Origin of the sequence: Micromonospora tulbaghiae (assembly GCF_900091605.1) — a bacterium.
Lineage (GTDB): Bacteria > Actinomycetota > Actinomycetes > Mycobacteriales > Micromonosporaceae > Micromonospora > Micromonospora tulbaghiae.
In genome coordinates this window covers 669,609-691,269 of sequence record NZ_FMCQ01000001.1, presented here as the reverse complement: position 1 = coordinate 691,269, position 21,661 = coordinate 669,609, and the positions used below count along the sequence as shown (strand labels likewise).

Here is a 21,661-nt window from a genome sequence, read left to right as displayed (position 1 = left end):
ACCCTGCGCACCGGGCGAGCCGGCCACACCCTGCGGACCCTGCTCACCCTGAAAACCCTGCGGGCCGGCAGCACCCTGGAATCCACGTGGGCCACGCCGCCCGCGCTCGCCCTGGGCGCCCTGCGGACCCTGCGGACCCACCTTGCTGCCATCATGGCGGCGCCGACCCGGCTCCTGGTCCTGCCACTGCCAACCCTGCGGATCGGACCATCCGTCGGGGCCGCCGTCTCGCACGAGGGTTGCGCCGGGCTGCCACACGCGCGCCTGCCCGGCCGGCCCGGGCGTGCCCTGGTAGCTGCGCTCGGCGCGGGCGTTGTGGACCACCTCGGCCGCCTGAGCGGGGGTCACGCCGGTGGTCATCCCGGCAATGATCATCACGGAGCTGAAGCCCGACGCGGCCTTGACGTGCCTGAGACTCGCCAGCGGCTTACGTTCCGTTTTTTCCCTCATGTCCCCTCCACCGGAACGGGTCGGCGCATCGCGATCCTTCCCAGGGCGCGCAGAAGTCACAATATCGGCGGCCGCACTCGATACTGGGCAAAAGTAGTTTTAAGCCCAAAGACGCATGAAAGATCCAAGAGAGGTCCCTCCCCTGGGCATCGCCTCCGCACGCTGTGTCAGACCACCGCATGACCCCCGGACCCGTTCTTCGTCGAAGGGGGTGGCCTGGACGCGCCGCACCCTGGCCGAGTCGACCGACCGAGCCGAATTGTCCCTATATCTCGGCTGTCAGCACCTGTTCGCCGACTCCGCCTTGCCGACGTACGAACCGGCGCCTGCCGCCCTGCTCACCCAGCGGGTCCTCGACTTCCTCAGACCCCTTGAGCCGCCAGAACTGACCGCCGGACCGAAGGCGGTACGCCGACCACGGCCGCTCCGGCGCCCGCGCGATCCGTGAGGGCAGCATGCGCGGCTGCGCCGGCTACCCGCGCCCGGCCGGCACCGTGCCCGGCCTTCCCCGGGCGGATCGACTTGGCGGAACGCGCGGCGCCCGTGCGCGCACGACCGTCCGATCCCGTACGACCGGCTGACGCTCGCCCGGCGAGAAACGCCGAGGTAGGAGCGGTGGCTCCGAAGGTATGCCTCCGACCCTGATCGCACCGCTGCCGGACAAGCCGGGCCACTACGGACTCGCATTCGGAATCCGGGGACCTCGGGCGGTAGGAGCGGATTCTCGACAAGCTGCCCGCGGCCGACGCCGGGGTCCAAGGTTCAGCCTCATCGACGGGCTGGTCACGGCCGACATGGTTCTCGGCGTGCACACCGCCTGCGGCCGGACACTCAAGGACGTCTTCCAGCGGCACAGGGCCCTGCGCGGCTACCACCAGCACTACCGAGTTCGCCCGCGAGTGCCGGTCGGTGGTGGCGTGGTCGGTGCGGGAGCTGGATGCCACCCTGCCGTTCGCCAGCTGACCCGCGCACGGATTGTCGGGCCGACCCGCGCGGGCTGACCGAGACGGGCCGGCGGGCCGCCGTAGAGCGACCCGCCGGCACCGACTTCCAGTGGGCTACCCGGCGCCGCCGGCGCGGAACGCCACCCAGGCGTCGCTCATCCGGTCGGCCTGGCCCGGGGTGAACATGTTCATGCAGGAGTCCTGCGTGTAGTCCATGAAGTTGTGGATCGGGTCGAGCCCCGGCGCGGTGCAGGTGTCCGCCCCGATCGGGCAGTTGAACTGCGGCGCCGCCTCACGCGGCGTGTCCGCCACGAAGTCGCCGGACGCGGAGCAGCCGTGCGCGAACGTGTGCTCCAGCATCAGCCAGTGCCCGACCTCGTGGGTGAGCGTGTCGCCGAGCGCGTACTTGCCGGCCGTGCCGCCCGGCATCGACTCGTCGAGCATCACCACGCCGTCGATGTAGTCGCGGCCGTTGTTGTAGCCCTTCGGGAAGTACGCCCAGCCGAGCAGGCCATCACCGATGTTCGCCGCGTAGACGTTCAGGGTGCGGGAGTCGCCGGTGTAGAGCGCCTTCTTCATGTCCCGCTCGTTCTTGCCCGGCACCACCGTGTACCAGGCACTGTTCACGGTCCAGGTGGTGTCGACGAGCGAGAAGCGGAACGGCGTGTCCGACGCGTCGGCCGCGGTACGACCCGCGAAGGAGTCGTTGAGCACCGTCATCTGCGCCGAGATGAGCGTGTTCCAGCGGGCCTTCTCGGCCGCGCTCAGCTCGTGGTCGGAGATCATGTGGAAGATCGTCGGCACGGTGACGCTGCCGTTGGCCAGGCGCGGCGAGTCCTTGACGACGCCGTACGCCTTGGCTTCGTTCGTCGAGTAGAGCGCCGGCTCCTTGGCGGTGGTGCCCTCGCGTACCCGAGCGGCGCTGTGCGTGTCGGTGCCGGGCTCGCACTCGGCGGCGGGAGAGGCGGTAACGGGTGCGGCCGTGGCCGCGACGGGGGCTCCGCCGGCGGTCAGGAAGGTGGCGGCGGCAGCGACGAGCACTGCCAGGTGGATCGTCGGTTTCCTGTGCATCGTTGCACCTTTCGAGAGGCATGAAAGGAGTACCGACGCGGGGTTGTCAAAGCTGCGGGTCGATGACGTCGTCGTCCCGCCATAAGACCACGTCAATGGGCATCCGCAACAGACCCCGGCGGATCCGTCGACGTCATGACGTCGGCGATGGCGCGCGCCACGCACTCGTAGTCGCGTACCAGCGGCCCGACCAGCGCACGGTCCGGCTCGAAGGCGGCTACCAGTCCGCGTACCAGATCCTGGATGCGCTGGTCCGCGCTGAGCCGCCGCCCCCGGTGCCGGCGCGCGACGCTGTGCCAGCGGCGCAGGCCGACGTCGGCGAGCCGGTCCTGGTGCTCGGGCGCGGGAACCGGGCAGCCTTTCGCCCACAGGTCGGCGAGTGCCCGCACGATCGCCGCCCGGGTCGGGTCAGTCATGGAGGTAGCGGGCGCGGCGGCCGAAGTCGCGGAAGCCGAGCCTCCGGTACAGCGCTGCGGCCGGATTGTCGTCGTTGACGCAGAGCCACGCGGCGTCCGCGCCCGCGTCTGCGAGGCCGCGCAGCACGCGCGCCACGAGGTACGCCCCGACCCGTCGTCCGCGCCACCCGGGCACGACGCCGACCTGGTCGATCCAGTTGTCGAGCACGGTGACGAAGCCGGCCGCCTCACCGTCCCGGCCGCGCGCCAACAGCGTCAACTCCGGGCGGAAGTCCTCGTCGTCACGCAGGTCGCCCAGCCACTCGCCGGCCTCGGGCTCGACGAAGCCGGGCCGGTCGGCGAACGACGCCCGGTAGGTGGCGAACAGCTCCGGCCCCAGCGTGGCTGGCTCCACCGTCACGCCGTCCGGCGCCGTGACCTCGGGCAGCGCGTCGAGGTCGTGGCGCAGCACCCACTCCAGGAACGTCCGCGTGTAGCCGCGCGCCGCGAACAACTCCTCCGCGCCCGCGTTCCACGTCTCGGTCGTGACCAGCAGGCTCGCGTCGCGCGCCTGCCCCTCCGCCCAGTCCAGCAGCGCGCCGCCGAGCCCGCGCCCGCGCCACGCCGGGTGCACCAGGCCGGTGGCGGTGGCCGGCGTCCGCGCCGTGCCGACCCCGACGGCCGCGACCAGGTCGTCGCCCGACCAGGCGCCGTGGGTACGCGTCTGCAGCAGCCGCGCCCGCGCCAACGGGGTACGCCCGAACAGCGGCAACCCGCCGTCAGTGGCGAGGCACGCCTGCGCCAGCCCGGTCAGCGCGGGCAGGTCGTCCTCGCCGAACTCCCGCCAGGCCAGCCCATCGATCCCGCTCACGCCCACTCCCGCCACCCCCGAGCCCGACCCCACGGTCCAGCTCCCCGAGGCAGTAGGCCCCACGTCTCCCGTGAAGGTCAATCAAATTGCCGCCTCCCGCCCGACCGTCCCCGCCCGAGACGGTCGTCTCACTGAACGAGACCCGTGGAGATCTTGGAAGGAGAGTGCCCCTATGAGGGCCGCTTGGCTCCAAGATCTCCTGCCGACCGACGAGACATGCAGCCGACGAGGGCCCGACGAACGGGTACGGAGCTTCCCCAGGGGCACCCCTGAACGCCGCAACTCCCACCCCGTTGATCTTGCAGTTGCCGCCCCGGCAAGAGCCACAAATCCGGCACCGCGGGGGCCGTAACTGCAAGATCAGCGAGACGGGGAGGGGTTGGGGGAGGGGGTGGGGTTGGCGTGGATCAGGACCGTGGCTCCGGCGGACAAGGGGGCCAGGAGCCACTTCACGGGCTGCTCGTCCTCGGCCGGGTCGATCACCAGGCGGTCGCCTCGGCGCAAGTCGCGCTGGGTGGCGATCTCGGCGGCCAGGCGACGCCACGCGCCGAAGCTGGTGCCGTCGGGCGTGGCCGGGCCGGCCGGGTCGACCGCCGTGTAGTCCGGCGGGTCGGTCGGGTGCCGCAGCACCTCGGCCGACCAGTCCAGCCAGCCCGGTGGCACCTCGGCGAGCGGGCCCGGCCCGGTGCCCACCAGGTAGCGGTGTGTCCCCTCGGGCACGTCCTCCAGCCAGTCGTCGAGCCGTTCGGGGGTCACGAACACCGCGTCGTACGGCCGGTCCGCGCCCGGTTCGAGCACCGGCAGACCGGCCAGCGCGCGGGGCCGGAACGACACGGACAAGCCCACCGACCAGGCCCCGAGCAGCACCGCGGCGGTACGCCAGTGCGGCGGCAGCAGCACCGCCACCCGGTCACCGGGGCGTAGTCCGCACCCGTCGCGCAGCAGTCCGGCGCTGCGGGCGGTCCACTCGCCGAGCTGCGCGGCGGTGAGGTCGGTGCGTTCCCCGGTCTCGTCGTCGTGGTAGCTGAGCAGCGGGTACCCGACCGCGTCGGGGGCGACGGCGACGGTTGCCTGGTGGGCCATGTGCGGACTCCTGTCTGCCGGTCCGCTCACCCTAACCGTCCGAGCCGCCCGTCCAGGGCAGCCCAGCAGCCGAGCGGCCCGGGTCAGCGCGCGGGCAGTTCCGGACCGCCGTCGAGCAGCGGGGCCAGCAGGTCGCCCTGCTTCTCCACCCGTTTGAGCACCTCGCCCGCGGTGTACGGCCGCGTCGACGGCCGTTTCCCCGCCGCACCGGCCTCCACCTCGTCCCAGGTCAGCGGCGTCGACACCGAGGGCACCGGCTGGGCCCGCAGCGAGTACGGCGCCACAGTCGTCTTCGCCGCGTTGTTCTGACTCCAGTCGATGAAGACCTTGCCGGGGCGCAGATTCTTCGCCATCTTCGACACGATCAGCTTCGGGTGTGCCTGCTCCAGCTCCTGCGCGATGCGCTTGGCGTAGTCGGAGACGAGTTCGGCGTCCTGCGTACCGGCGATCGGGCAGCACAGCTGCATGCCCTTCTTCCCCGACGTCTTCGGGAACGAGGAGATCCCGTCGGAAGCCAGCCGGTCGCGCATCAGCAGCGCCACCTGGCAGCACTGCTTGAGCGCGGCCGGGGCGCCCGGGTCCAGGTCGACGACCATCATGTCCGGGTGCGCGCCGATCTTCCACTGCGGAGTGTGCAGCTCCAGCGCGGCGAGGTTGGCCAGCCACACGAGCGTGGGGAGTTCGTCGCAGACCACGTAGTCGATGGTCTCCCGCCCCTTCGTGGAGCCGGGGGCGGGCAGGTTCTCGGTGCGTACCCAACCGGGGGTCGCGGCGGGTGCGTTCTTCTCGAAGAACGAGCCGCCGTCGACGCCGTTCGGGAACCGGATCCGGGTCAGCGCGCGGTCGCGCAGGTGCGGCAGCAGCACGGGGGCGATCCGGGTGTAGTAGTCGATCACCTCGCCCTTGGTGAAGCCGGCCTTCGGGAACAGCACCTTGTCCAGGTTGGACAGCTCCAGCGAGCGCCCCTCGACCTCGACCTTGAGCCGGTCAGACGGCATCGTCGACCTCCTCGGGCGGCTTGTCCGGGCGCAGGCGCAGGATGCGCGGGAAGCGCAGCCGGCCGTCCGGCGTGCGCTGGCCGTACTTGACCTCCACCACGATCCGGGGAGTTACCCAGATCGCGCCCCGGGCATCCTCGCGCGGCACGCCGGCCGCGAACGGGGACGCGTCGGCGCGCAGCGGTTCCAGCTCGCGCAGCAGTTCCCGTTCGATCGCCGCGCCGATCCCGCCGCCGACCCGCCCCCGGTAGATCAGCCGCCCGTCCGGGCCGGGCACCCCCACCAGCAGGCCACCGACGCGCCGCGCGCCGGGTCGCCAGCCGCCGACCACGAAGTCGGCGGTGACCTCCAGCTTGACCTTCACCCAGTCCGGTGAGCGCACGCCGGGCCGGTAGAGCGAGTCGACCCGCTTGGCCATCACCCCCTCCAGCCCGTGCTCACCGGCCGCCGCGTAGGTGGCCGGCCCGTCGCCGAAGACCGGCGGCACCGCCCACCGGGCGGCGCCGAGACCGAGCGACTCCAGCGCCGCCCGTCGCTCCCGCCACGGCCGGGCGGTCAGGTCGACGCCGTCGAGCCGCAACACGTCGAAGATCATGTACGTGACGGGTACTGTCGCCGCCAGCCGCGCCGCCTTGGCCGGGTTGCGGACGTGCATCCGCTCGGCGAGCGCGGTGAACGAGGGCTGCCCGTCGGCGAAGAGGACCACCTCGCCGTCGAGCAGCGCGTCGTCGACCTGCTCGGCCAGGTTGAGCAGTTCCGGATACGCGGTGGTGATCTCGACGCCGGAGCGGGCGTAGAAGTGCCGGTCGCCGCGGGAGATGTCGGCGAGCGCGCGTACGCCGTCCCACTTGAACTCGTACGACCAGGCAGCGCCGGCCGGGAGCTGCCCGGTCGTCGCGAGCATCGGCTTCAACGGCGCGCCGGGCACCTCCTGACTGTAGTTGCGCACGGAAGCGCGTGCGTCCCGTTCGATCGTTTGCGATTCTGGTGGTCAACCGGGGAGAGGAGCGCGGGAATGCGGGCGATCTGGAAAGGAGCGGTGTCGTTCGGCCTGGTGTCGATCGGGGTGAAGGTCTACTCGGCCACCGAGGAGAAGGACATCCGTTTCCACCAGGTGCACCGTGAGGACGGCGGCCGGATCCGCTACAAGCGCACCTGCTCGGTCTGCGGCGAGGAGGTCACCTACGACGACATCGCCAAGGGATACGACATCGGCGGCGGCGAGATGGTCATCCTCACCGACTCCGACTTCGCCGACCTGCCGTTGAGCACCTCGCACGCGATCGACGTACTGGAGTTCGTACCGGCCGAGCAGGTCGATCCGATTCTCTACAACAAGGCGTACTTCCTGGAGCCGGAGGGCTCGGCGACGAAGCCGTACGTGCTGTTGCGCGACGCGCTGTCCGACTCGGAGCGGGTGGCGATCGTCAAGGTGGCGCTGCGCCAGCGGGAGCAGCTGGCCACGCTGCGGGTCCGCGAGGGCGTACTGCTGCTCAACACCATGCTGTGGCCGGACGAGATCCGCCGGCCGGACTTCGGCTTCCTGGACGAGGACCTGAAGGTCCGCCCGCCCGAGCTGGCCATGGCCAGCTCGCTGATCGACTCGATGGCCGGTGAGTTCGAGCCGGACGCGTTCACCGACGACTACCGGGCGGCGTTGCAGGAGGTCATCGACGCGAAGGTCGAGGGCCGCGAGGTGGTGCAGCCGGAGGAGGAAGAGGCCGCGCCCGCCGCCGCAGTCGACCTGATGGCGGCGCTGAAGGCGTCGGTCGAGCGGGCCCGGGCGGCCCGGGGCGAAGCGCCGTCCGGTGGCGGTGCCGAGCCGACCCCGATCTCGTCGGCCCGATCCGCCAAGAAGGCCGCGAAGAAGGCGCCGGCGAAGAAGGCCGAACCGGCGAAGAAGACGGCGGCCAAGAAGACGCCCGCGAAGAAGACGGCGGCGAAGAAGGCCGAACCGGCGAAGAAGACCGCCGCCAAGAAGACGCCCGCGAAGAAGACGGCCACGAAGAAGAGCGCCTGACGCGTACGGCGGGCCCCGCCCTCGATGGACGGCGGGGCCCGCGCCGCTCAGCCGCGGCCGAGCTTCTCGGTCGGGGTGACGCGGACGATGACGCGTTCCTCGCCCGGGCGGCGCCAGGGGTAGGTGTCCTGGCCGAGGTACTTCTTCGCCATCCGGTCGATGTGCTCGTCGGCGCCTTCGGTGACGAACTCGACGGTGCCCTTGATCCACAGCGTGCGGTAGTCGTCGGCCTTGTCCGCCACCGACACCGCGACCACCGGGTTGCGGGACATGTTCAGGTACTTCTGCCGGCCCTTGGCCGTGTTGAACACGACGTGCTCGCCGTCGGTGTCCACCCAGACCGGGGTGACGTGCGGGGTACCGTCGGCCTCGACCGTCGCAACGTGCGCGAGCTGCGGCTCGCCGAGCAGGGCCAGGTCTTCTTCGCTGAGGATCGCCATGGTCGGAAACTACCCCGCGCCGTGCCCTCGTATCGGGCTTCGTGTCCGGATCGTGGTGGCCGTATGGGCACGCTGGGGGTCCGGGCGGGTACCGTGTGCGCTGGCCTCGGCGGCGGCCCGCCGGGGGCGCACCCACCCACCCTGCAGGGAGTCGACGTGAGCGAGCGTGTGGAGAACCGGTCGGCGGGCCAGGCCCCGGCCACCAAGGCACAGCGGCGGCTGGCCGCCCAGCTGGCCGAGAAGAAGGCAGCCGAGGCGCGTCGCCGCCGGCAGTCGATCCTCGGCGCGGCGGTGGGCGTGCTCGCGGTGGTGGCCCTGGTCGGCGGCCTGGTCTGGCTGAACAGCGGGGACGACGACAAGGCGTCCACCGCCGGCTCCTCGGCCAGTCCCACCGCACCGGCCGAGCCCACCGGGATGCCCGCTCCGGAGCTGCCCGCCGGCATGGACCCGGCGCTGAAGACCAAGCCGACCGTGCAGGCCGGCACCGGTGAGCTGAAGAAGCTCACTGTCACCACGCTCGTCAAGGGCACCGGCCCGGCGGTGAAGGCCGGCCAGAACATCACCACGAACTACGTGGGTGTCTTCTACAAGGACGGCAAGCAGTTCGACGCGTCCTGGGACTCCGGCCAGCCGGCCACCTTCCAGATCGGCGTGGGCCAGGTCATCAAGGGCTGGGACCAGGGCCTGGTCGGTGTGCCGGTGGGCAGCCGGGTCCAGCTGGACCTCCCGGCCGAGCTGGCGTACGGCAACGACGCCGCCGGCGGTCGCCCGGCCGGGCCGCTGCGCTTCGTCGTCGACGTGCTGGCTGCGCAGTAGATCACTCCGGGCTTCCGCCCGGTCACCCAGCGGCAGTAGGTTCATGGTCACCACGGGCGGCACGTCCGCCCGTGGTGATCTGCCCACCGACGCGGAGGTGCACGTGGCGGCGCTGGACGAGGCCGGGGTGACCCGGCAGATGTGGACGCTCTACGAGCCGGTCCACGCGGTGACCTATTTCCACCCCCGTGCCCGGGCCGCGTTCGAGGCGGTCGGGCTGCGGGGCTACTGGCGCGGCTACTTCGCCGGCCGGGCCGCGCCGCTGGGCGCGGTCGACGCGCCCGCCGTGACTGCTGCGTTCTTCAGTTTCGCGCCGGCCATGGTGGCCCGCGCGCTGCCGTCGGTGTGGCACCTGGCCACCCCGGAGGAGGCGCTGCGGGCCCGGCTCACCGGTGGTGTGCAGGCGCTCGCCGAGTTCACCTACGAGCTGCCCGAGTCGCACCTGGTCGAGGCCGCCGACCTGCTGGTGGAGGCGGCCGGCCGGGTGGACGTCGCCGGCCGGGTGCTCGGCGCGGTCAACGCCGCGCTGCCCCGGGGCGAGTACCCGCTGGCCCGGCTCTGGCAGGCCGCCACCACGCTGCGCGAGCACCGCGGCGACGGCCACGTGGCGGCGCTGGTCACGACCGGGCTGGAGCCGGCCGACGTGGTGGCCTGGCGGTGCCGGGTCGACCAGTCCCGCGAGTTCCACCAGCCGGCCCGGGGCTGGACCGACGAGCAGTGGACCGCCGCCGAGCAGCGCCTGGTGGACAAGGGCTGGCTGACCGACGACCTGAGCCCCACGCCGTACGCCACGGAGACGTTCCGCGTGGTCGAGGAGGCCACCGACCGGGCCGCGTCGGGTCCGTGGCAGGCGCTGGGCGCGGAGCGTACCGACCGGCTGCGGGAGCTGCTGGAACCGATCGCGACGCGCTGCCGCACGATCATCCCGGCCAAGGCTCCGATCGGCCTTCCGGCGCAGCGTTCGGCCGGAGCCGCGCTGCCACGGTGAGTCCGGCCACCGGCTGGGGCAGGATGGTCGACGTGGTGGACGCGGTGCTCTTCGACCTGGACGGCGTGATCGTGGACTCGGAGCCGGTCTGGGAGGAGGTCCGGCGGGCGTACGTGGCCGAGCACGGTGGCACCTGGCAGCCGGACACCCAGCGCCGGCTGATGGGCATGAGCACCGCCGAGTGGGCCGGCTACCTGAGCGGTGAGCTGGGCGTCGACAGGTCGGCCGAGCAGGTCGCCACCGAGGTGGTGACCGAGATGGCCCGGCGGTACGCGCAGCGCGTACCGCTGATCGACGGCGCCGACGCGGTCGTGCGCCGCATCGCCGCGCGGTGGCCGCTGGGCCTGGCCAGTTCCTCACCGACCCGGCTGATCGCGGCGGCGCTGGACGCGACGGGCCTGGCCGGCGCGTTCGGCGCGACGCTGTCGACCGAGGAGACCGCCCGGGGCAAGCCCGCGCCCGACGTGTGGCTCGCGGTGGCGCAGCGGCTGGGCGTCGACCCGGCCCGGTGCGTGGCGGTGGAGGACTCGTCGAACGGGGTCCGCTCGGCGGCAGCCGCCGGGTGCCGGGTGGTGGCGGTGCCGCACGGCTCGTACCCGCTCGACCCGGACGCGGAGGCGCTCGCGGCCGTGCTGCTCCCCTCGATCGGCGCGCTCACTCCCGAGGTGGTCGAGTCACTCGGCCGCCGTGCGGCGGAATGATCGGTAGACGGCGGGGTAGCGCCATCACGCGACGACGGTGAGGGGACAGCGATGAAGGCGATCGTGTACGAGCGCAGCGGGGACGCCTCGGTGCTCCAGGTGGTCGAGCGGCCGGTGCCGGAACCCGGTCCGGGCGAGGTGCTGGTCCGGATGGCGGTGTCGGGGGTGAACCCGACCGACTGGAAGGCCCGCCAGGCGTGGCCGCTGCCGGCCGGCTGGCAGATCCCCCACCAGGACGGCGCCGGGGTGGTCGAGGCGGTCGGCGAGGGCGTGGACCGGACGCTCATCGGTGAGCGGGTCTGGGTGTGGGAGGCGGCTTGGCAGCGCCCGTGGGGCACTGCCGCCGAGTACACGCTGGTCCCGGTCCGGCACGCGGTGCCGCTCGGTCCGGCCTCGTTCGACCTGGGCGCGGCGCTCGGTATCCCGTTCATGACCGCGCACCGCTGCCTGACCGCCGGCGAGTTCATGCCGGACAAGCTGCACGCGGGCGCGTTGAGCGACCACGTGGTGCTGGTGCAGGGCGGCGCGGGCGCGGTGGGCAACGCGGCGATCCAGCTCGCCCGGTGGGCCGACGCGTGCGTGATCACCACGGTGAGCAGCCCGGAGAAGGCGCAGCTCGCGGCGGCGGCCGGGGCCAGCTTCGTGATCAACTATCGCGAGCAGGACGTGGTCGAGGAGGTCCGCAAGGTCGCGCCCGACGGGGTGCACACGATCGTCGAGGTCTCCGCCGCCCGCAACGCCGCCGCCGACGTACGGATGCTGCGCACCGGCGGGGCGGTCTGCGTGTACGCCGACGACGGCGGCGACGAGGTGACGTTGCCGATCCGGCCGCTGATGGTCCCGAACGCGCGCTGGCAGTTCGTGCTGATCTACACCGCGCCGAAGGTGGCGAAGGCGCAGGCGGTCACCGACATCGCGGCGGCGGTGGCGCAGGGCGCGATCCGAGTCGGCGAGGAGGCCGGCCTGCCGCTGCACCGGTACCCGCTGGCGGAGGCCGCTGCCGCGCAGCAGGCGGTGCAGGACAGCGTGGTGGGCAAGGTGCTGGTGAGCACCGCCGACGAGTAGGCGACCGGATTTCCCCGACAGCCGGACAGACGCGAACAAGTTTCGCAACAATGACGGTGCGGGTCACCCCGTAACGGACGGGCGGCCCCGGCGCGGTGCGAACGCCGGGGCCGCCCTCTGGGAGGAATGCCCGTTGGAAACGTGTTCCTGCCCGTGTAGGCGACGGTACGCCGCGAAACGTTACGACGCGGTCAGTTCCCGCACGTCGAGCCCGCCGTCGGCGTACCGCGAGCGCACCACCTTCTTGTCGAACTTGCCGACGCTGGTCTTCGGCACCGCGTCGATGAACGCCCACCGCTCCGGCAACTGCCAGCGGGCCACCGAACCGGCGAGGAAGTCCCGCAGCTCCTCGGCGGTCACCGACGCGCCCTCGCGGACCACCACAGTGGCCAGCGGCCGCTCGTCCCAGCGCTCGTCCGGTACGCCCACCACGCACGCCTCCAGCACCGCCGGGTGGGCCATCAGGGCGTTCTCCAGCTCGACCGAGGAGATCCACTCCCCGCCCGACTTGATCACGTCCTTGGCGCGGTCGGTGAGCGTGATGTAGCCGTCCGGCGAGAGCGTGCCGACGTCACCGGTACGCAGCCAGCCGTCCCGGAACTTCTCCTCCTCCGGGGCGTCGTCGCCGATGTACCGGGCGGTCACCCACGGCCCGCGTACCTCCAGCTCGCCCACTGCCGTCCCGTCGGCGGGCAGCGGCTCGCCGGCCGGGCCGACGATCCGCGCGGTCACCCCCGCCGGGACGCGGCCCTGCGTGTAGCGGTAGCGCCAGGCGTCGTCGCCGGTGGCACCGGCCGGCGCCCGGGAGACCGAGCCCAGCGGCGACATCTCGGTCATGCCCCAGGCGTGGATGACGTCGATGCCGTAGCGGTCGTGGAAGGCGTGCATCAGCGACGGCGGGCAGGCCGACCCGCCGACGATCACCTCCCGCAGCGAGGAGAGGTCCACCTCGTGCGCGTCCAGGTAGGCCAGCAGGTCGGTCCAGATGGTCGGCACCGCACCGGCGAGCGTGGGCCGCTCGGCGGCGATCATCGCGGCGATCGGCTCGGCCTGGAGGAACCGGTCCGGCATGATCAGCGACGCGCCGGAGAGGAACGCCGCGTACGGCAGGCCCCACGACATCGCGTGGAACATCGGCACGATGGCCAGCTCGCGATCGTTCGGACCGAGCCCGAAGCCCTCCGGCATGCAGACCTGGAGCGAGTGCAGGTAGATCGAGCGGTGCGAGTAGGCGACGCCCTTGGGGTTGCCGGTGGTGCCCGAGGTGTAGCAGAGCGCCGCCGCGTCCCGCTCGTCCACCTCCGGCCAGTCGAAGTGGTCCGGGCGGCCGTCCAGCAGCGCGTCCCAGTGGTGCACGGTGATCCGGTCACCGGCCGCGGCCAGCAGCGGGGCCGGGTCGCCGCCGCCGACCACCACCACGTGCGACACGGTGGTCATCTCGCCGATCACCCGGGCGAGCAGCGGGATGAGCGTGGTGTCGACGAGGACCACCCGGTCCTGCGCGTGGTTGGCGATGTAGGCGACCTGGTCGGGGAAGAGCCGGATGTTGAGCGTGTGCAGCACCGCGCCCATGCTCGGCACGGCGAAGTACGCCACCAGGTGCTCGTTGTTGTTCCACATGAACGTGCCGACCCGCTCGTCGCCGGTCACCCCGCACTCGTCGCGCAACGCGTGGGCCAGCCGGGCCGCGGTGCGGCCGACCTCCGCGTACGTCATCCGGCGGGGCTCGGCGCCGGTCCAGGTGACCACCTCCGCCGCGCCGTGCACGGTGGAGCCGTGTTCGAGGATCCGGGCGACCTGAAGGGGGGCGTCCATCATCGTGCTACGCATGGGTGACAAAGTAGTGGCGGCGGTCACATCTACGGAACCCCCCGGAATCGCCGAGGTGATCGCGGATGCTGCGTAGATTGTCCGGGTGAGCATCTCGTGGGCCGACTCGTACGTGGGGCAACTCCGCGCCCTGGCCGGTGACCGCACCCTGATGTTCGTCGGCGCCCGCGCCGTGGTGCGCGACAACGCCGCCCGGGTGCTGCTCATCCAGCGCTCCGACAACGGCCAGTGGGCGTTGCCGGCCGGCGCCATGGAACTCGGCGAGTCGATCGCCGACTGCGCCGTCCGGGAGGTCCGGGAGGAGACCGGCCTTCGGGCGACGCGGGTCAGCGCGTTCGCGCTCTACACCGGCCCGGACCGCACCCACACCAACATGTACGGGCACACGTACCAGGTCTTCACCACGGCGTTCCGGGTCGACGAGTGGGACGGCGAGCTGGCCCGGTTCACCGACGAGACCACGGACTCCGGGTTCTTCCACCCGGCGGACTTCCCGCACCCGCTGTCGACGAGCGTGCACGAGACGCTCGCCGACCTCGACGTGTTCGAGCAGACCAACCGGCTGATCCTCAAGTAGCCCGGCTCAGAGCATCGTCTGCGACTTCGCCTCCATGTCGGCGGCGGCCTCGTCCTTCGACTCCTTCGTCAGCGGCTTGCCGCCGGGCGCGGGCGCCTTTCCGCCGAGCGGGTCGGCGCCGCCGGTCGCGCCCTGCGGGCCGGTGCCGCGCAACTGAAGGTTCGGCATGGCCAGGGTGACCAGCACGGCGATCACGGCGATCAGCCCGGTGGTCAGGAAGACCAGGTGCAGCGACTCGACGAACGCGGCCTGGACGGCGGCGCGTACCGGGGCGGGCAGCGCGAGGATCGCCGCCGGGTCGTTGATCGAGAAGTCTCCACCGGCAGTCACCGCGGCCCGCTGCTCCGGCGGGAGCTGCGCCAGCGCCCCCGGCAGCCGCGCGGACATCTCGGCGGTGAGCCGGGACGACAGCACCGCCCCGAGGATGGCCACGCCGAACGAGCCGCCGAGCGACCGGAAGAACGTCGCCGACGAGGTGCCCGCGCCCAGGTCGCGGACGCTCACCGCGTTCTGCACGGCCAGGATCAGCGACTGCATGCACAGGCCCAGCCCGACGCCGATCACCACCATGTAGCCGAACGCGGCCCACAGCGTGGTGGCCACCTGGAGCTGCTGGAACAGCAGCATGCCGACCACCAGCACGGCCGCACCGGCCACCGGGAACCACTTGTACCGGCCGATCCGGCTCATCGCCCGGCCGGTGAGCACCGAGGTGACGATGACGCCGGCCATCATCGGCAGCATCAGCAGACCGCTGCGGGTCGGCGAGGCGCCCTTGACGATCTGGAGGTACAGCGGGATGAAGATGATCGACCCGAACATCACCAGACCGAGCACGAAACCCGCCCCGTTGGCGAGCGCGAACGTGGCGCTGCGGAACAGCCGCAGCGGCAGGATCGGCTCCTTGGTCCGTGCCTCCTGGACGACGAACAGCACGCCCAGCACCACGCCCGCGGCGAACAGCCCGACGATCACGCCGGAGCCCCAGGCGTACTCGGCGCCGCCCCAGCTCAGCGCCAGCAGCAGGCAGCTCACGCCGGCGACCAGCAGCGCCGCGCCGATCCAGTCGACTGTGTGCTCCCGGCGCTCGAACGGCACCAGCCGCATCACGTGCCAGCAGACCACGATGGCGAGGATCGCCAACGGCACGTTGATGTAGAAGATCCACCGCCAGTTGTTCTCTGCGAAGTAACCGCCGACGAGTGGTCCGGCCACCGACGACACCCCGAACACCGCGCCGAACAACCCCTGGTAGCGGCCACGCTCCCGGGGCGACACCACGTCCGAGATGATGGTGAACGCCAGCGTCATCAGGCCACCGGCGCCCAGGCCCTGCACGCCTCGCGTGACGATCAGCTGGGTCATGTTCTGCGACAGTCCCGCCAGCAGCGAGCCGAGCAGGAACATCCCGATCGAGAACAGGAAGACCGGCCGGCGTCCGTACAGGTCGGCCATCTTGCCGTACAGCGGCGTCGAGGCGGTCGAGGCCAGCAGGTACGCGGTGACCACCCACGAGTAGTGGTTGATGCCGCCCAGTTCGCCGACGATCGTCGGCAGCGCGGTGCCGACGATCGTCTGATCAAGAGCCGCCAGCAGCATGCCGGTCATCAGACCGAACATCAGCAGGCGGATCTGGCGGGCGGGCAGTGCGGGACGGGCGGCCTGGGCGGTCATCCCGCTTCCTATCCCACCGGGGGCGGATCATGCCCCCGGTGGGACTGTGAGTTTTCAGCGGGCGGTGTGCCGCCCCTCGGCGAACTCCTCGACGATCTTGGCGCAGAACGCCGGCAGGTCGTCCGGCTTGCGGCTGCTGACCAGCCCGTTGTCGGTGACGACCTCCTGGTCGACCCAGTTCGCCCCGGCGTTGGTGAGGTCGGTGCGCAGGCTCGGCCAGGAGGTGATGGTGCGGCCCCGCACGACGTCCGCCTCGACGAGCGTCCACGGGCCGTGGCAGATCACGCCGACCGGCTTGCCGGCGTCGAAGAACGCCTTGACGAACCGGACCGCCTCCGGGTCCGCACGCAGGAAGTCGGGGTTCGCCACGCCACCGGGCAGGACCAGGCCGTCGTACGCCCCGGCGTCCGCCTCCTTGGTGGTGACGTCGACCTGGTACTGCTTGCCGTGGTCGAGGTGGTTGAAGGCCTGGATCGTGCCGGACTCGATGGAGACCAGCTCGACCTGGGCGCCGGCGTTCTCCACCGCCTCCCGGGGCTCGGTGTACTCGACCTCCTCGACGCCGTCGGCGGCCAGGAAGGCGATGCGCTTGCCCTGAAGTGTCGCTGCCATGCTGCTTCTCCTCTCCGGGGTACGTCTGCACGGTTCCCCCGCCCGATGCCACGAAACCGGACGCATCGGGTGGCCCGCATCGCACCATGTTTGTCCCGACGGCCCGGGGGGATCCGCAGAGGCATGGCAGGAGCAGCAGCGGAAGAGCGCCGGCTGGCCACCGTCGTGGCGAGCTGGCAGCAGCGTCCCGTGCTGGTCGTCGGGGACGCCATGCTGGACGAGTGGCGGTTCGCCGAGTCGGAGCGGCTCTGCCGCGAGGCGCCCGCGCCGGTCCTCACCCTGCGGCGGCGGATCTCCGCGGCCGGGGGCGCCGCCAACACGGCGGTGAACGTCGCAGCGCTCGGCGGCCGGGCCGCGCTCGTCGCCCCGGTCGGCGCCGACGTGGCCGGCGACGAACTGCACGACTGCCTGGACCGCGCGGCGGTCTGGGACCGTACGGTGAGCCAGCCGGGCCGGCACACGCCGGTCAAGCGGCGGATGCTCGCCGGCAACCAGATCCTGCTCCGCGAGGACTCCGGCGGCCCGGAGGACGGGCTGGACACCGACGGCGTGGCCCGCCTGCTGACCGCGCTGCACTGCGCCACCGAGGAGCTGCGCGCGGTGGCCGCCGGTCAGCCGCTCACGCTCGTGGTCTGCGACTACGGCCTGGGCGCGCTGCCCTCGGCGGTACGCGCCTGGCTGGTGGCCAACCGGGACCGGTACGGCACCGTGGCGCTGGACGCGCACGACCTGGCCGACTGGCGTGGGCTGAACCCGACAGTGGTGACGCCGAGCTTCGCCGAGGCGACCCGGCTGCTGGCCCGCGCCGCCGCCGGGTTCGCGCACGCCGAGCGGGGTGCTGTCCCCAGCGGCGACGTGCACCTGGATCATCCGGCCGAGGCCGACGGCCCGTCCGAGCTGATGGTGGGTGCCGCGCCCGGCGGGGCCGGTGAGCGCGTACCCGGCAGCCCGCACCCGACCTCGGGCACACCGGCAGCCGAGGCCCCGGCCGGGCCGACCGGCGAGCCGACGCCCGGCGAGGAGCGGGTGGCGCTCACCGGGGACGGGCTCAGCGTCACCGGGACCGGCGTGACGGTGAGCGCGGCGGCCGGCGCCGGAGTCGACCGGGCCGTGCTGGCCGAGTCACGCCTGCCCGAGCTGCGCGAGCACACCGGCGCCGACGTGGTGGCGGTGACCCTGGACACCGAGGGCGCTGTGGTCGGCGGCGCCGAGGGCGCGCCCCGGCGCAGCCACAGCACCCCGGTCCCGGCCAGTCACGCGGTGGGCGCCGGGGACGCGTACCTGGCGGCCATGACGCTGGCGCTCGCCGCCGACGCGGGTCTGCCCACCGCCGCCCAGCTCGCCCAGCTCGCCGCCACCATCACGGTCGCCGACACCGGCACCTGCGTGTGCCGGCGGCAGGACCTGCTGGCCGCGCTGGGCACCGACGCGGACGAGGGCGGGCACCCGGCCCTGGTCGGCGCCGACGAGCTGGCCGCGCTGGTGGACGAGCACCGGCAGGCCGGGCGGTCGGTGGTGTTCACCAACGGCTGCTTCGACGTGCTGCACCCGGGGCACGTCCGCTACCTGACCCAGGCCCGCGCGCTCGGCGACCTGCTGATCGTGGCGGTCAACTCGGACGGCAGCGTACGGCGGCTCAAGGGCCCGGACCGGCCGGTCAACCCGGTCGAGGACCGGATCGCCCTGCTGGCGGCGCTGGCCTGCGTCGACCACGTGGTGGTCTTCGAGGAGGACTCGCCGGCCCGGCTGATCGAGGCGGTCCGACCCGACGTCTACGTCAAGGGCGGCGACTACCCGCCGGAGATGGTGCCGGAGGCGCCGCTGGTACGGCGGCTGGGCGGGCAGGTGCGCACGCTCGGGTACGTGCCGGACCGCTCCACCTCGGCGATCATCGACCGGATCCGCGCCCAGTCGCACAGCATGAGCGAACGCACCGAGCGAAGCGAGGGCCGTGAGGCCATGCCAGACCGGCACAGCATGAGCGAGGGCCGTGAGGCCGTGCCCGACCAGCACAGCCCCGCCGTGGGCGAGGGCAGGCCGGCGTGACCCGTCCGCTCGACCCGGGTACGCCCGAACGGTTCCGGCAGCACCGGCGGCTCGACGTGCTGATCCCCACCCGCAACCGGCCCGCCGAACTTGCTGTCACGCTGTCCGGGCTGGCCGCCCAGGAGGGCGTACCCGGCTTCGGGGTGGTGGTCAGCGACCAGTCCGACGGCGAGCCCGCGTACGCGCACCCGGCCGCCGCCACGATGGTCCGGGCTCTGCGTCATCGAGGACACCCGGTGCTGCTGACCCGGCGGCTGCCCCGCCGCGGTCTGGCCGAACACCGGTCCTACCTGCTGGCCCAGTCGGCGGCCGACGCCGTGCTCTGCCTCGACGACGACGTGTGGCTGGAGCCGGGCGCGCTGTCCCGGCTGGTCACCGCGCTGGACGAGTTGGGCTGCGGGTTCGTCGGCAACGCGGTGCACGGGCTCTCCTACGCCGACGACGTCCGCCCGGAGACGCACCGGCACTACGAGGAGTGGGCCGGGCCGCCGGTGCCCGAACGCATCCAGCCCGGCACGCCGGAATGGCACCGGGCGTCCATCCATCCGGCGGCGAACCTGCTGCACGTCACCGAGAAGCTGAACCTGGCGGCGGGCGAGTGGCGGGCGTACAAGATCTCCTGGATCGGCGGGTGCGTGCTCTACGACCGGGCCAAGCTCGTCGACTCCGGCGGCTTCGACTTCTGGGAGCGGCTGCCCGAGCAGCACCAGGGTGAGGACGTCGCCGCCCAGCTCGCCGTGCTGGAGCGCCACGGCGGCGCCGGTGTCCTGCCCAGCGGGGCGTACCACCTGGAGTCGCCGACCACTGTCACCGAACGCGACGTGGAGGCGTGGGAAGTGGTGCTCAGCGAGTCGCCTGCGGAGGTGTGAGCAGCTCCCGGGCCGCCTCGACCACCTCGGCGGCGGGCACGTCGGCCACGAACGACACCCGGTGCGGGCACTCGCCGTCGCCCGGCCGGTGCGGGTAGATCCCGGGTGTGCAGTCGACTCCGCAGACCGGGCAGTGGGTGGTCCAGGCGGCGATCGGGCGGTGCCGCCCGCGCAGCGGCGACGCCCCGTTGATCAGGTTGCCGACCCAGAAGACGCCGACCGTGGGCGCGCCCACGGCGGCAGCCAGGTGCAGCGGACCGGTGTCGTTGGAGACCACGAGTGCGCAGTCCGCGTACGCGGCGGCGAGCGCGCCCAGACCGAGCGTGCCGACCTGTGGGCGCACCGGCACTCCGGCCGCCGCCACCACCGCGTCGACCGTCTCCTGCTCGGCGGGGGTGCCCGTGACCAGCACCTCGTACCCGTCTCCGGTCAGCTCGCGGGCGACCTCGGCGAAGCGTTCCGGCGGCCAGCGCCGCCGCGTGTCGGTGGCGCCCGGGTGCAACGCGACCCGAGGGCGGGTGGGTTCGCCGAGCACGGCGGCGGCCTCCGCCCGGTCGGCGGCGGTGACCGCGAGCGCCGGGGTGATCGTGGTGGCCGGCGCGCCCACCAGGGCGACCACCTCCAGGTAGCGGATCACCTCGTGCTGGTAGTAGACGTAGCGCAGCCACCGGTCCAGCGGCGGCGCGCCCTCGGCCCGCAGACCGGCCGTGACCCGGGCGCCCAGCCCGGCCACGAACGGGTTCGAGTTGCCGCCGCCGCCGTGCACCTGCACCGCCAGGTCGAACCGTTCGGCGCGGGCGGCGGCCAGGAAGTCCGCGACGTCTCCCGGCTCCTCGCCGGGGCCGGGGTCGCGGATGCCCGGCGCCGCCGGCACCACCAGCACCCGGTCCACCGGGCCGGGCCGGTCGCGCCAGAGCGCCGCGTGCCACGGCGCGCCGAGCAGCACGATCTCAGCCGACGGGTACGCGGACCGCAGCGCGTCCAGCGCCGGCAGCACGAAGATGAAGTCACCGAGCGCGTTGGCGCGCAGCACGGCGATCCGCTCGACGTCCGGGACGCGCTCGCCGACCGGGCCGAGCACCGACGACGGCTCCAGGTCGCGGCGCGCCGACAGACGCGCCGAGCCGGAATCGTCGGACGGGCTGGTCACGCGGCCCCTACGGCCTGTCGATCTCGTCGAGCGCGGTGTCCGGGTGGTGCAGTTCCCGGTCCGCGGCCGGGTCGGCGGGCATCGGCGTACGGTCGGCGCCCGGTCGCGGGCCGGTGCGGCCGACGGTGATGGTGCGCGGCGCGGGCCGGGACGCCCGGGGCACCCGCACCCGCAGCAGGCCGTGGTCCATCACCGCGTCGATCCGGTCCGGGTCCACGCGGGACGGCAGGTCGACGCGGTACTCGAAGCCCCGGGTGGTGAACCCGCCCGGGATGCCGTGGTCGGCGTTCACCTCGGCCTCCGACCGGGCGCGTACGCACAGCTCCCGGTCGTCCAGCTCGACCGCGACCTCCTCCGGCGCGACGCCCGGAAGTCGGACGATCACCTCCCAGCCGTCGGCCGACTCGGCCAGATCCACGTCCTGGTTGCCGGACCGTCCGCCGACCAGCCGGCTCAGCTCGGAGCGCAGCGACTGGAGCTCGCCCATCGGATCCCAGCCCTGCTGGCGGCCACGCCAGCCCCGTCCGCCGCCGCTCTGTTCGGTCATCGCACGTCTCCGATCCGCTGGGTCGCCGAGGGGGGTCGCAGCGAGCTGGGCGCGTTCAGGTCGTGCTCCGGGTCGACGCCGACACCGAGCCGGTCCACCAGCTCGCCGCCGAGCCAGGCGCTGACGCCGAGGATCGCCAGGGCGACCACCTCGATGGCGATCAACGCGCCGCCCGCCGCGTGGGAGTCGGCGTTGAGCCGGACCACCCAGACCGCGGCGAACAGCAGGATGACCGCCACGTTGGCGGCGGCGTGGGTGAGCCCGACCCGCTTGGCGCGGGTGCCGGCCGGCAGGGCGAGCAGGTCGAACGCCCCGGCCGCCGCGGCCAGCAGGCCACCGATCAGACCGACGGTGATGTTCCAGTACGCGACCTCGCCGAGGAAGTCCGGCCCGCCCACGGTGTCCACCACGTCGAAGATCACGGCGGTCACGAGGAGTGCCACCGGGAACATCACGAGCATCGGATGCACGGGATGGCCGAGCACCTTCAGTCGGCTCTCCATCTCGGCCTCCA

General features: G+C 72.8%; 21 protein-coding genes and 1 pseudogene. 8 read left to right on the top strand and 14 right to left on the bottom strand.

Annotated elements, in window-relative coordinates; all coding sequences use genetic code 11:
- The 7 genes and pseudogenes from GA0070562_RS30160 to ligD (GA0070562_RS03275) all read right to left on the bottom strand — a co-directional run.
- A pseudogene (locus GA0070562_RS30160) lies at positions 1–450 on the bottom strand (hypothetical protein); the annotation flags it as partial.
- Between the two features lie 1,058 nt (positions 451–1,508).
- Positions 1,509–2,465: a zinc metalloprotease gene (locus GA0070562_RS03300; protein WP_091414677.1), complete on the bottom strand. Its 957-nt coding sequence runs from the start codon at positions 2,463–2,465 to the stop codon at positions 1,509–1,511.
- 92 nt (positions 2,466–2,557) lie between these two features.
- On the bottom strand, positions 2,558–2,881 hold the full coding sequence (locus GA0070562_RS03295) for a hypothetical protein (protein WP_091414676.1): 324 nt from the start codon (positions 2,879–2,881) through the stop codon (positions 2,558–2,560).
- Entirely contained in the window at positions 2,874–3,731 is an 858-nt protein-coding gene (locus GA0070562_RS03290) for a GNAT family N-acetyltransferase (protein ID WP_091416140.1), read from the bottom strand. The genes GA0070562_RS03295 and GA0070562_RS03290 overlap by 8 nt, the downstream gene beginning before the upstream one ends.
- A gap of 360 nt (positions 3,732–4,091) precedes the next feature.
- Positions 4,092–4,814: a TIGR03089 family protein gene (locus GA0070562_RS03285; protein ID WP_091414674.1), complete on the bottom strand. Its 723-nt coding sequence runs from the start codon at positions 4,812–4,814 to the stop codon at positions 4,092–4,094.
- 83 nt (positions 4,815–4,897) lie between these two features.
- Positions 4,898–5,812 (bottom strand): non-homologous end-joining DNA ligase, encoded by a 915-nt coding sequence (ligD, locus tag GA0070562_RS03280; RefSeq protein ID WP_091414672.1) that lies wholly within the window; start codon positions 5,810–5,812, stop codon positions 4,898–4,900.
- Positions 5,802–6,740, bottom strand: a complete 939-nt coding sequence (gene ligD, locus GA0070562_RS03275; RefSeq protein WP_091416135.1) for a non-homologous end-joining DNA ligase — start codon at positions 6,738–6,740, stop codon at positions 5,802–5,804. Before ligD (GA0070562_RS03275) ends, ligD (GA0070562_RS03280) begins: the two co-directional genes overlap by 11 nt.
- A gap of 87 nt (positions 6,741–6,827) precedes the next feature.
- Between ligD (GA0070562_RS03275) and ku the strand changes: the two genes are divergently transcribed.
- Complete coding sequence (gene ku, locus GA0070562_RS03270; RefSeq protein ID WP_091414671.1) at positions 6,828–7,832, top strand: non-homologous end joining protein Ku; 1,005 nt, start codon at positions 6,828–6,830, stop codon at positions 7,830–7,832.
- Positions 7,833–7,879: 47 nt separating this feature from the next.
- On the opposite strand, the gene GA0070562_RS03265 is transcribed toward ku, so the two are convergent.
- On the bottom strand, positions 7,880–8,272 hold the full coding sequence (locus GA0070562_RS03265) for a PPOX class F420-dependent oxidoreductase (RefSeq protein ID WP_091414668.1): 393 nt from the start codon (positions 8,270–8,272) through the stop codon (positions 7,880–7,882).
- Positions 8,273–8,335: 63 nt separating this feature from the next.
- Here GA0070562_RS03265 and GA0070562_RS03260 point away from each other — a divergent pair, with 63 nt between their 5' ends.
- The 4 genes from GA0070562_RS03260 (at position 8,336) to GA0070562_RS03245 (ending at position 11,842) form a co-directional block, all read left to right on the top strand.
- A complete protein-coding gene (locus GA0070562_RS03260; RefSeq protein WP_091414666.1) occupies positions 8,336–9,088 on the top strand; it encodes an FKBP-type peptidyl-prolyl cis-trans isomerase in 753 nt (250 codons plus the stop codon).
- Between the two features lie 139 nt (positions 9,089–9,227).
- On the top strand, positions 9,228–10,076 hold the full coding sequence (locus GA0070562_RS03255; protein WP_175438635.1) for an SCO6745 family protein: 849 nt from the start codon (positions 9,228–9,230) through the stop codon (positions 10,074–10,076).
- 23 nt (positions 10,077–10,099) lie between these two features.
- Entirely contained in the window at positions 10,100–10,777 is a 678-nt protein-coding gene (locus GA0070562_RS03250) for an HAD family hydrolase (RefSeq protein ID WP_175438634.1), read from the top strand.
- A gap of 51 nt (positions 10,778–10,828) precedes the next feature.
- A complete protein-coding gene (locus GA0070562_RS03245) occupies positions 10,829–11,842 on the top strand; it encodes an NADPH:quinone reductase (RefSeq protein WP_091414663.1) in 1,014 nt (337 codons plus the stop codon).
- 180 nt (positions 11,843–12,022) lie between these two features.
- Here GA0070562_RS03245 and GA0070562_RS03240 read toward each other — a convergent pair whose 3' ends face one another.
- Entirely contained in the window at positions 12,023–13,657 is a 1,635-nt protein-coding gene (locus GA0070562_RS03240) for a fatty acid--CoA ligase (RefSeq protein WP_175438633.1), read from the bottom strand.
- Positions 13,658–13,757: 100 nt separating this feature from the next.
- Here GA0070562_RS03240 and GA0070562_RS03235 point away from each other — a divergent pair, with 100 nt between their 5' ends.
- Positions 13,758–14,249, top strand: coding sequence for an NUDIX domain-containing protein (locus GA0070562_RS03235; protein ID WP_091414658.1), 492 nt, complete (start codon positions 13,758–13,760; stop codon positions 14,247–14,249).
- A gap of 6 nt (positions 14,250–14,255) precedes the next feature.
- Here GA0070562_RS03235 and GA0070562_RS03230 read toward each other — a convergent pair whose 3' ends face one another.
- Both GA0070562_RS03230 and GA0070562_RS03225 read right to left on the bottom strand, forming a co-directional pair.
- Positions 14,256–15,923 (bottom strand): MDR family MFS transporter, encoded by a 1,668-nt coding sequence (locus tag GA0070562_RS03230; RefSeq protein ID WP_091414655.1) that lies wholly within the window; start codon positions 15,921–15,923, stop codon positions 14,256–14,258.
- 54 nt (positions 15,924–15,977) lie between these two features.
- Positions 15,978–16,535 carry a type 1 glutamine amidotransferase domain-containing protein gene (locus GA0070562_RS03225; protein ID WP_091414652.1) on the bottom strand — a complete coding sequence of 186 codons (558 nt, stop codon included), beginning with the start codon at positions 16,533–16,535 and terminating at the stop codon, positions 15,978–15,980.
- Positions 16,536–16,658: 123 nt separating this feature from the next.
- Between GA0070562_RS03225 and rfaE2 the strand changes: the two genes are divergently transcribed.
- Together rfaE2 and GA0070562_RS03215 are read left to right on the top strand one after the other, a co-directional pair.
- Positions 16,659–18,581, top strand: a complete 1,923-nt coding sequence (rfaE2, locus tag GA0070562_RS03220) for a D-glycero-beta-D-manno-heptose 1-phosphate adenylyltransferase (protein WP_244255328.1) — start codon at positions 16,659–16,661, stop codon at positions 18,579–18,581.
- Positions 18,578–19,450: a glycosyltransferase family 2 protein gene (locus GA0070562_RS03215; RefSeq protein ID WP_091414650.1), complete on the top strand. Its 873-nt coding sequence runs from the start codon at positions 18,578–18,580 to the stop codon at positions 19,448–19,450. The genes rfaE2 and GA0070562_RS03215 overlap by 4 nt, the downstream gene beginning before the upstream one ends.
- On the opposite strand, the gene GA0070562_RS03210 is transcribed toward GA0070562_RS03215, so the two are convergent.
- The 3 genes from GA0070562_RS03210 to GA0070562_RS03200 form a co-directional block, all read right to left on the bottom strand.
- The gene (locus GA0070562_RS03210; protein WP_175438632.1) at positions 19,425–20,546 is read right to left on the bottom strand and encodes a glycosyltransferase family 9 protein; all 1,122 of its coding nucleotides are present in this window, start codon (positions 20,544–20,546) and stop codon (positions 19,425–19,427) included. The genes GA0070562_RS03215 and GA0070562_RS03210 overlap by 26 nt on opposite strands.
- 61 nt (positions 20,547–20,607) lie before the next feature.
- Positions 20,608–21,147 (bottom strand): Hsp20/alpha crystallin family protein, encoded by a 540-nt coding sequence (locus GA0070562_RS03205; RefSeq protein WP_091414647.1) that lies wholly within the window; start codon positions 21,145–21,147, stop codon positions 20,608–20,610.
- A complete protein-coding gene (locus tag GA0070562_RS03200; RefSeq protein WP_091416126.1) occupies positions 21,144–21,650 on the bottom strand; it encodes a DUF2231 domain-containing protein in 507 nt (168 codons plus the stop codon). Before GA0070562_RS03200 ends, GA0070562_RS03205 begins: the two co-directional genes overlap by 4 nt.
- Positions 21,651–21,661 lie beyond the last annotated feature (11 nt).

What these genes read in the sequence shown, in the direction of transcription:
- GA0070562_RS03300 (WP_091414677.1), bottom strand. Translation starts at nt 2,465, where the DNA reads ATGCACAGGAAACCGACGATCCACCTGGCAGTGCTCGTCGCTGCCGCC.
- GA0070562_RS03295 (WP_091414676.1), bottom strand. Translation starts at nt 2,881, where the DNA reads ATGACTGACCCGACCCGGGCGGCGATCGTGCGGGCACTCGCCGACCTG.
- GA0070562_RS03285 (WP_091414674.1), bottom strand. Translation starts at nt 4,814, where the DNA reads ATGGCCCACCAGGCAACCGTCGCCGTCGCCCCCGACGCGGTCGGGTAC.
- ligD (WP_091414672.1), bottom strand. Translation starts at nt 5,812, where the DNA reads ATGCCGTCTGACCGGCTCAAGGTCGAGGTCGAGGGGCGCTCGCTGGAG.
- ku (WP_091414671.1), top strand. Translation starts at nt 6,828, where the DNA reads ATGCGGGCGATCTGGAAAGGAGCGGTGTCGTTCGGCCTGGTGTCGATC.
- GA0070562_RS03265 (WP_091414668.1), bottom strand. Translation starts at nt 8,272, where the DNA reads ATGGCGATCCTCAGCGAAGAAGACCTGGCCCTGCTCGGCGAGCCGCAG.
- GA0070562_RS03260 (WP_091414666.1), top strand. Translation starts at nt 8,336, where the DNA reads ATGGGCACGCTGGGGGTCCGGGCGGGTACCGTGTGCGCTGGCCTCGGC.
- GA0070562_RS03255 (WP_175438635.1), top strand. Translation starts at nt 9,228, where the DNA reads ATGTGGACGCTCTACGAGCCGGTCCACGCGGTGACCTATTTCCACCCC.
- GA0070562_RS03250 (WP_175438634.1), top strand. Translation starts at nt 10,100, where the DNA reads ATGGTCGACGTGGTGGACGCGGTGCTCTTCGACCTGGACGGCGTGATC.
- GA0070562_RS03245 (WP_091414663.1), top strand. Translation starts at nt 10,829, where the DNA reads ATGAAGGCGATCGTGTACGAGCGCAGCGGGGACGCCTCGGTGCTCCAG.
- GA0070562_RS03240 (WP_175438633.1), bottom strand. Translation starts at nt 13,657, where the DNA reads ATGGACGCCCCCCTTCAGGTCGCCCGGATCCTCGAACACGGCTCCACC.
- GA0070562_RS03230 (WP_091414655.1), bottom strand. Translation starts at nt 15,923, where the DNA reads ATGACCGCCCAGGCCGCCCGTCCCGCACTGCCCGCCCGCCAGATCCGC.
- GA0070562_RS03225 (WP_091414652.1), bottom strand. Translation starts at nt 16,535, where the DNA reads ATGGCAGCGACACTTCAGGGCAAGCGCATCGCCTTCCTGGCCGCCGAC.
- rfaE2 (WP_244255328.1), top strand. Translation starts at nt 16,659, where the DNA reads ATGGCAGGAGCAGCAGCGGAAGAGCGCCGGCTGGCCACCGTCGTGGCG.
- GA0070562_RS03205 (WP_091414647.1), bottom strand. Translation starts at nt 21,147, where the DNA reads ATGACCGAACAGAGCGGCGGCGGACGGGGCTGGCGTGGCCGCCAGCAG.
- GA0070562_RS03200 (WP_091416126.1), bottom strand. Translation starts at nt 21,650, where the DNA reads ATGGAGAGCCGACTGAAGGTGCTCGGCCATCCCGTGCATCCGATGCTC.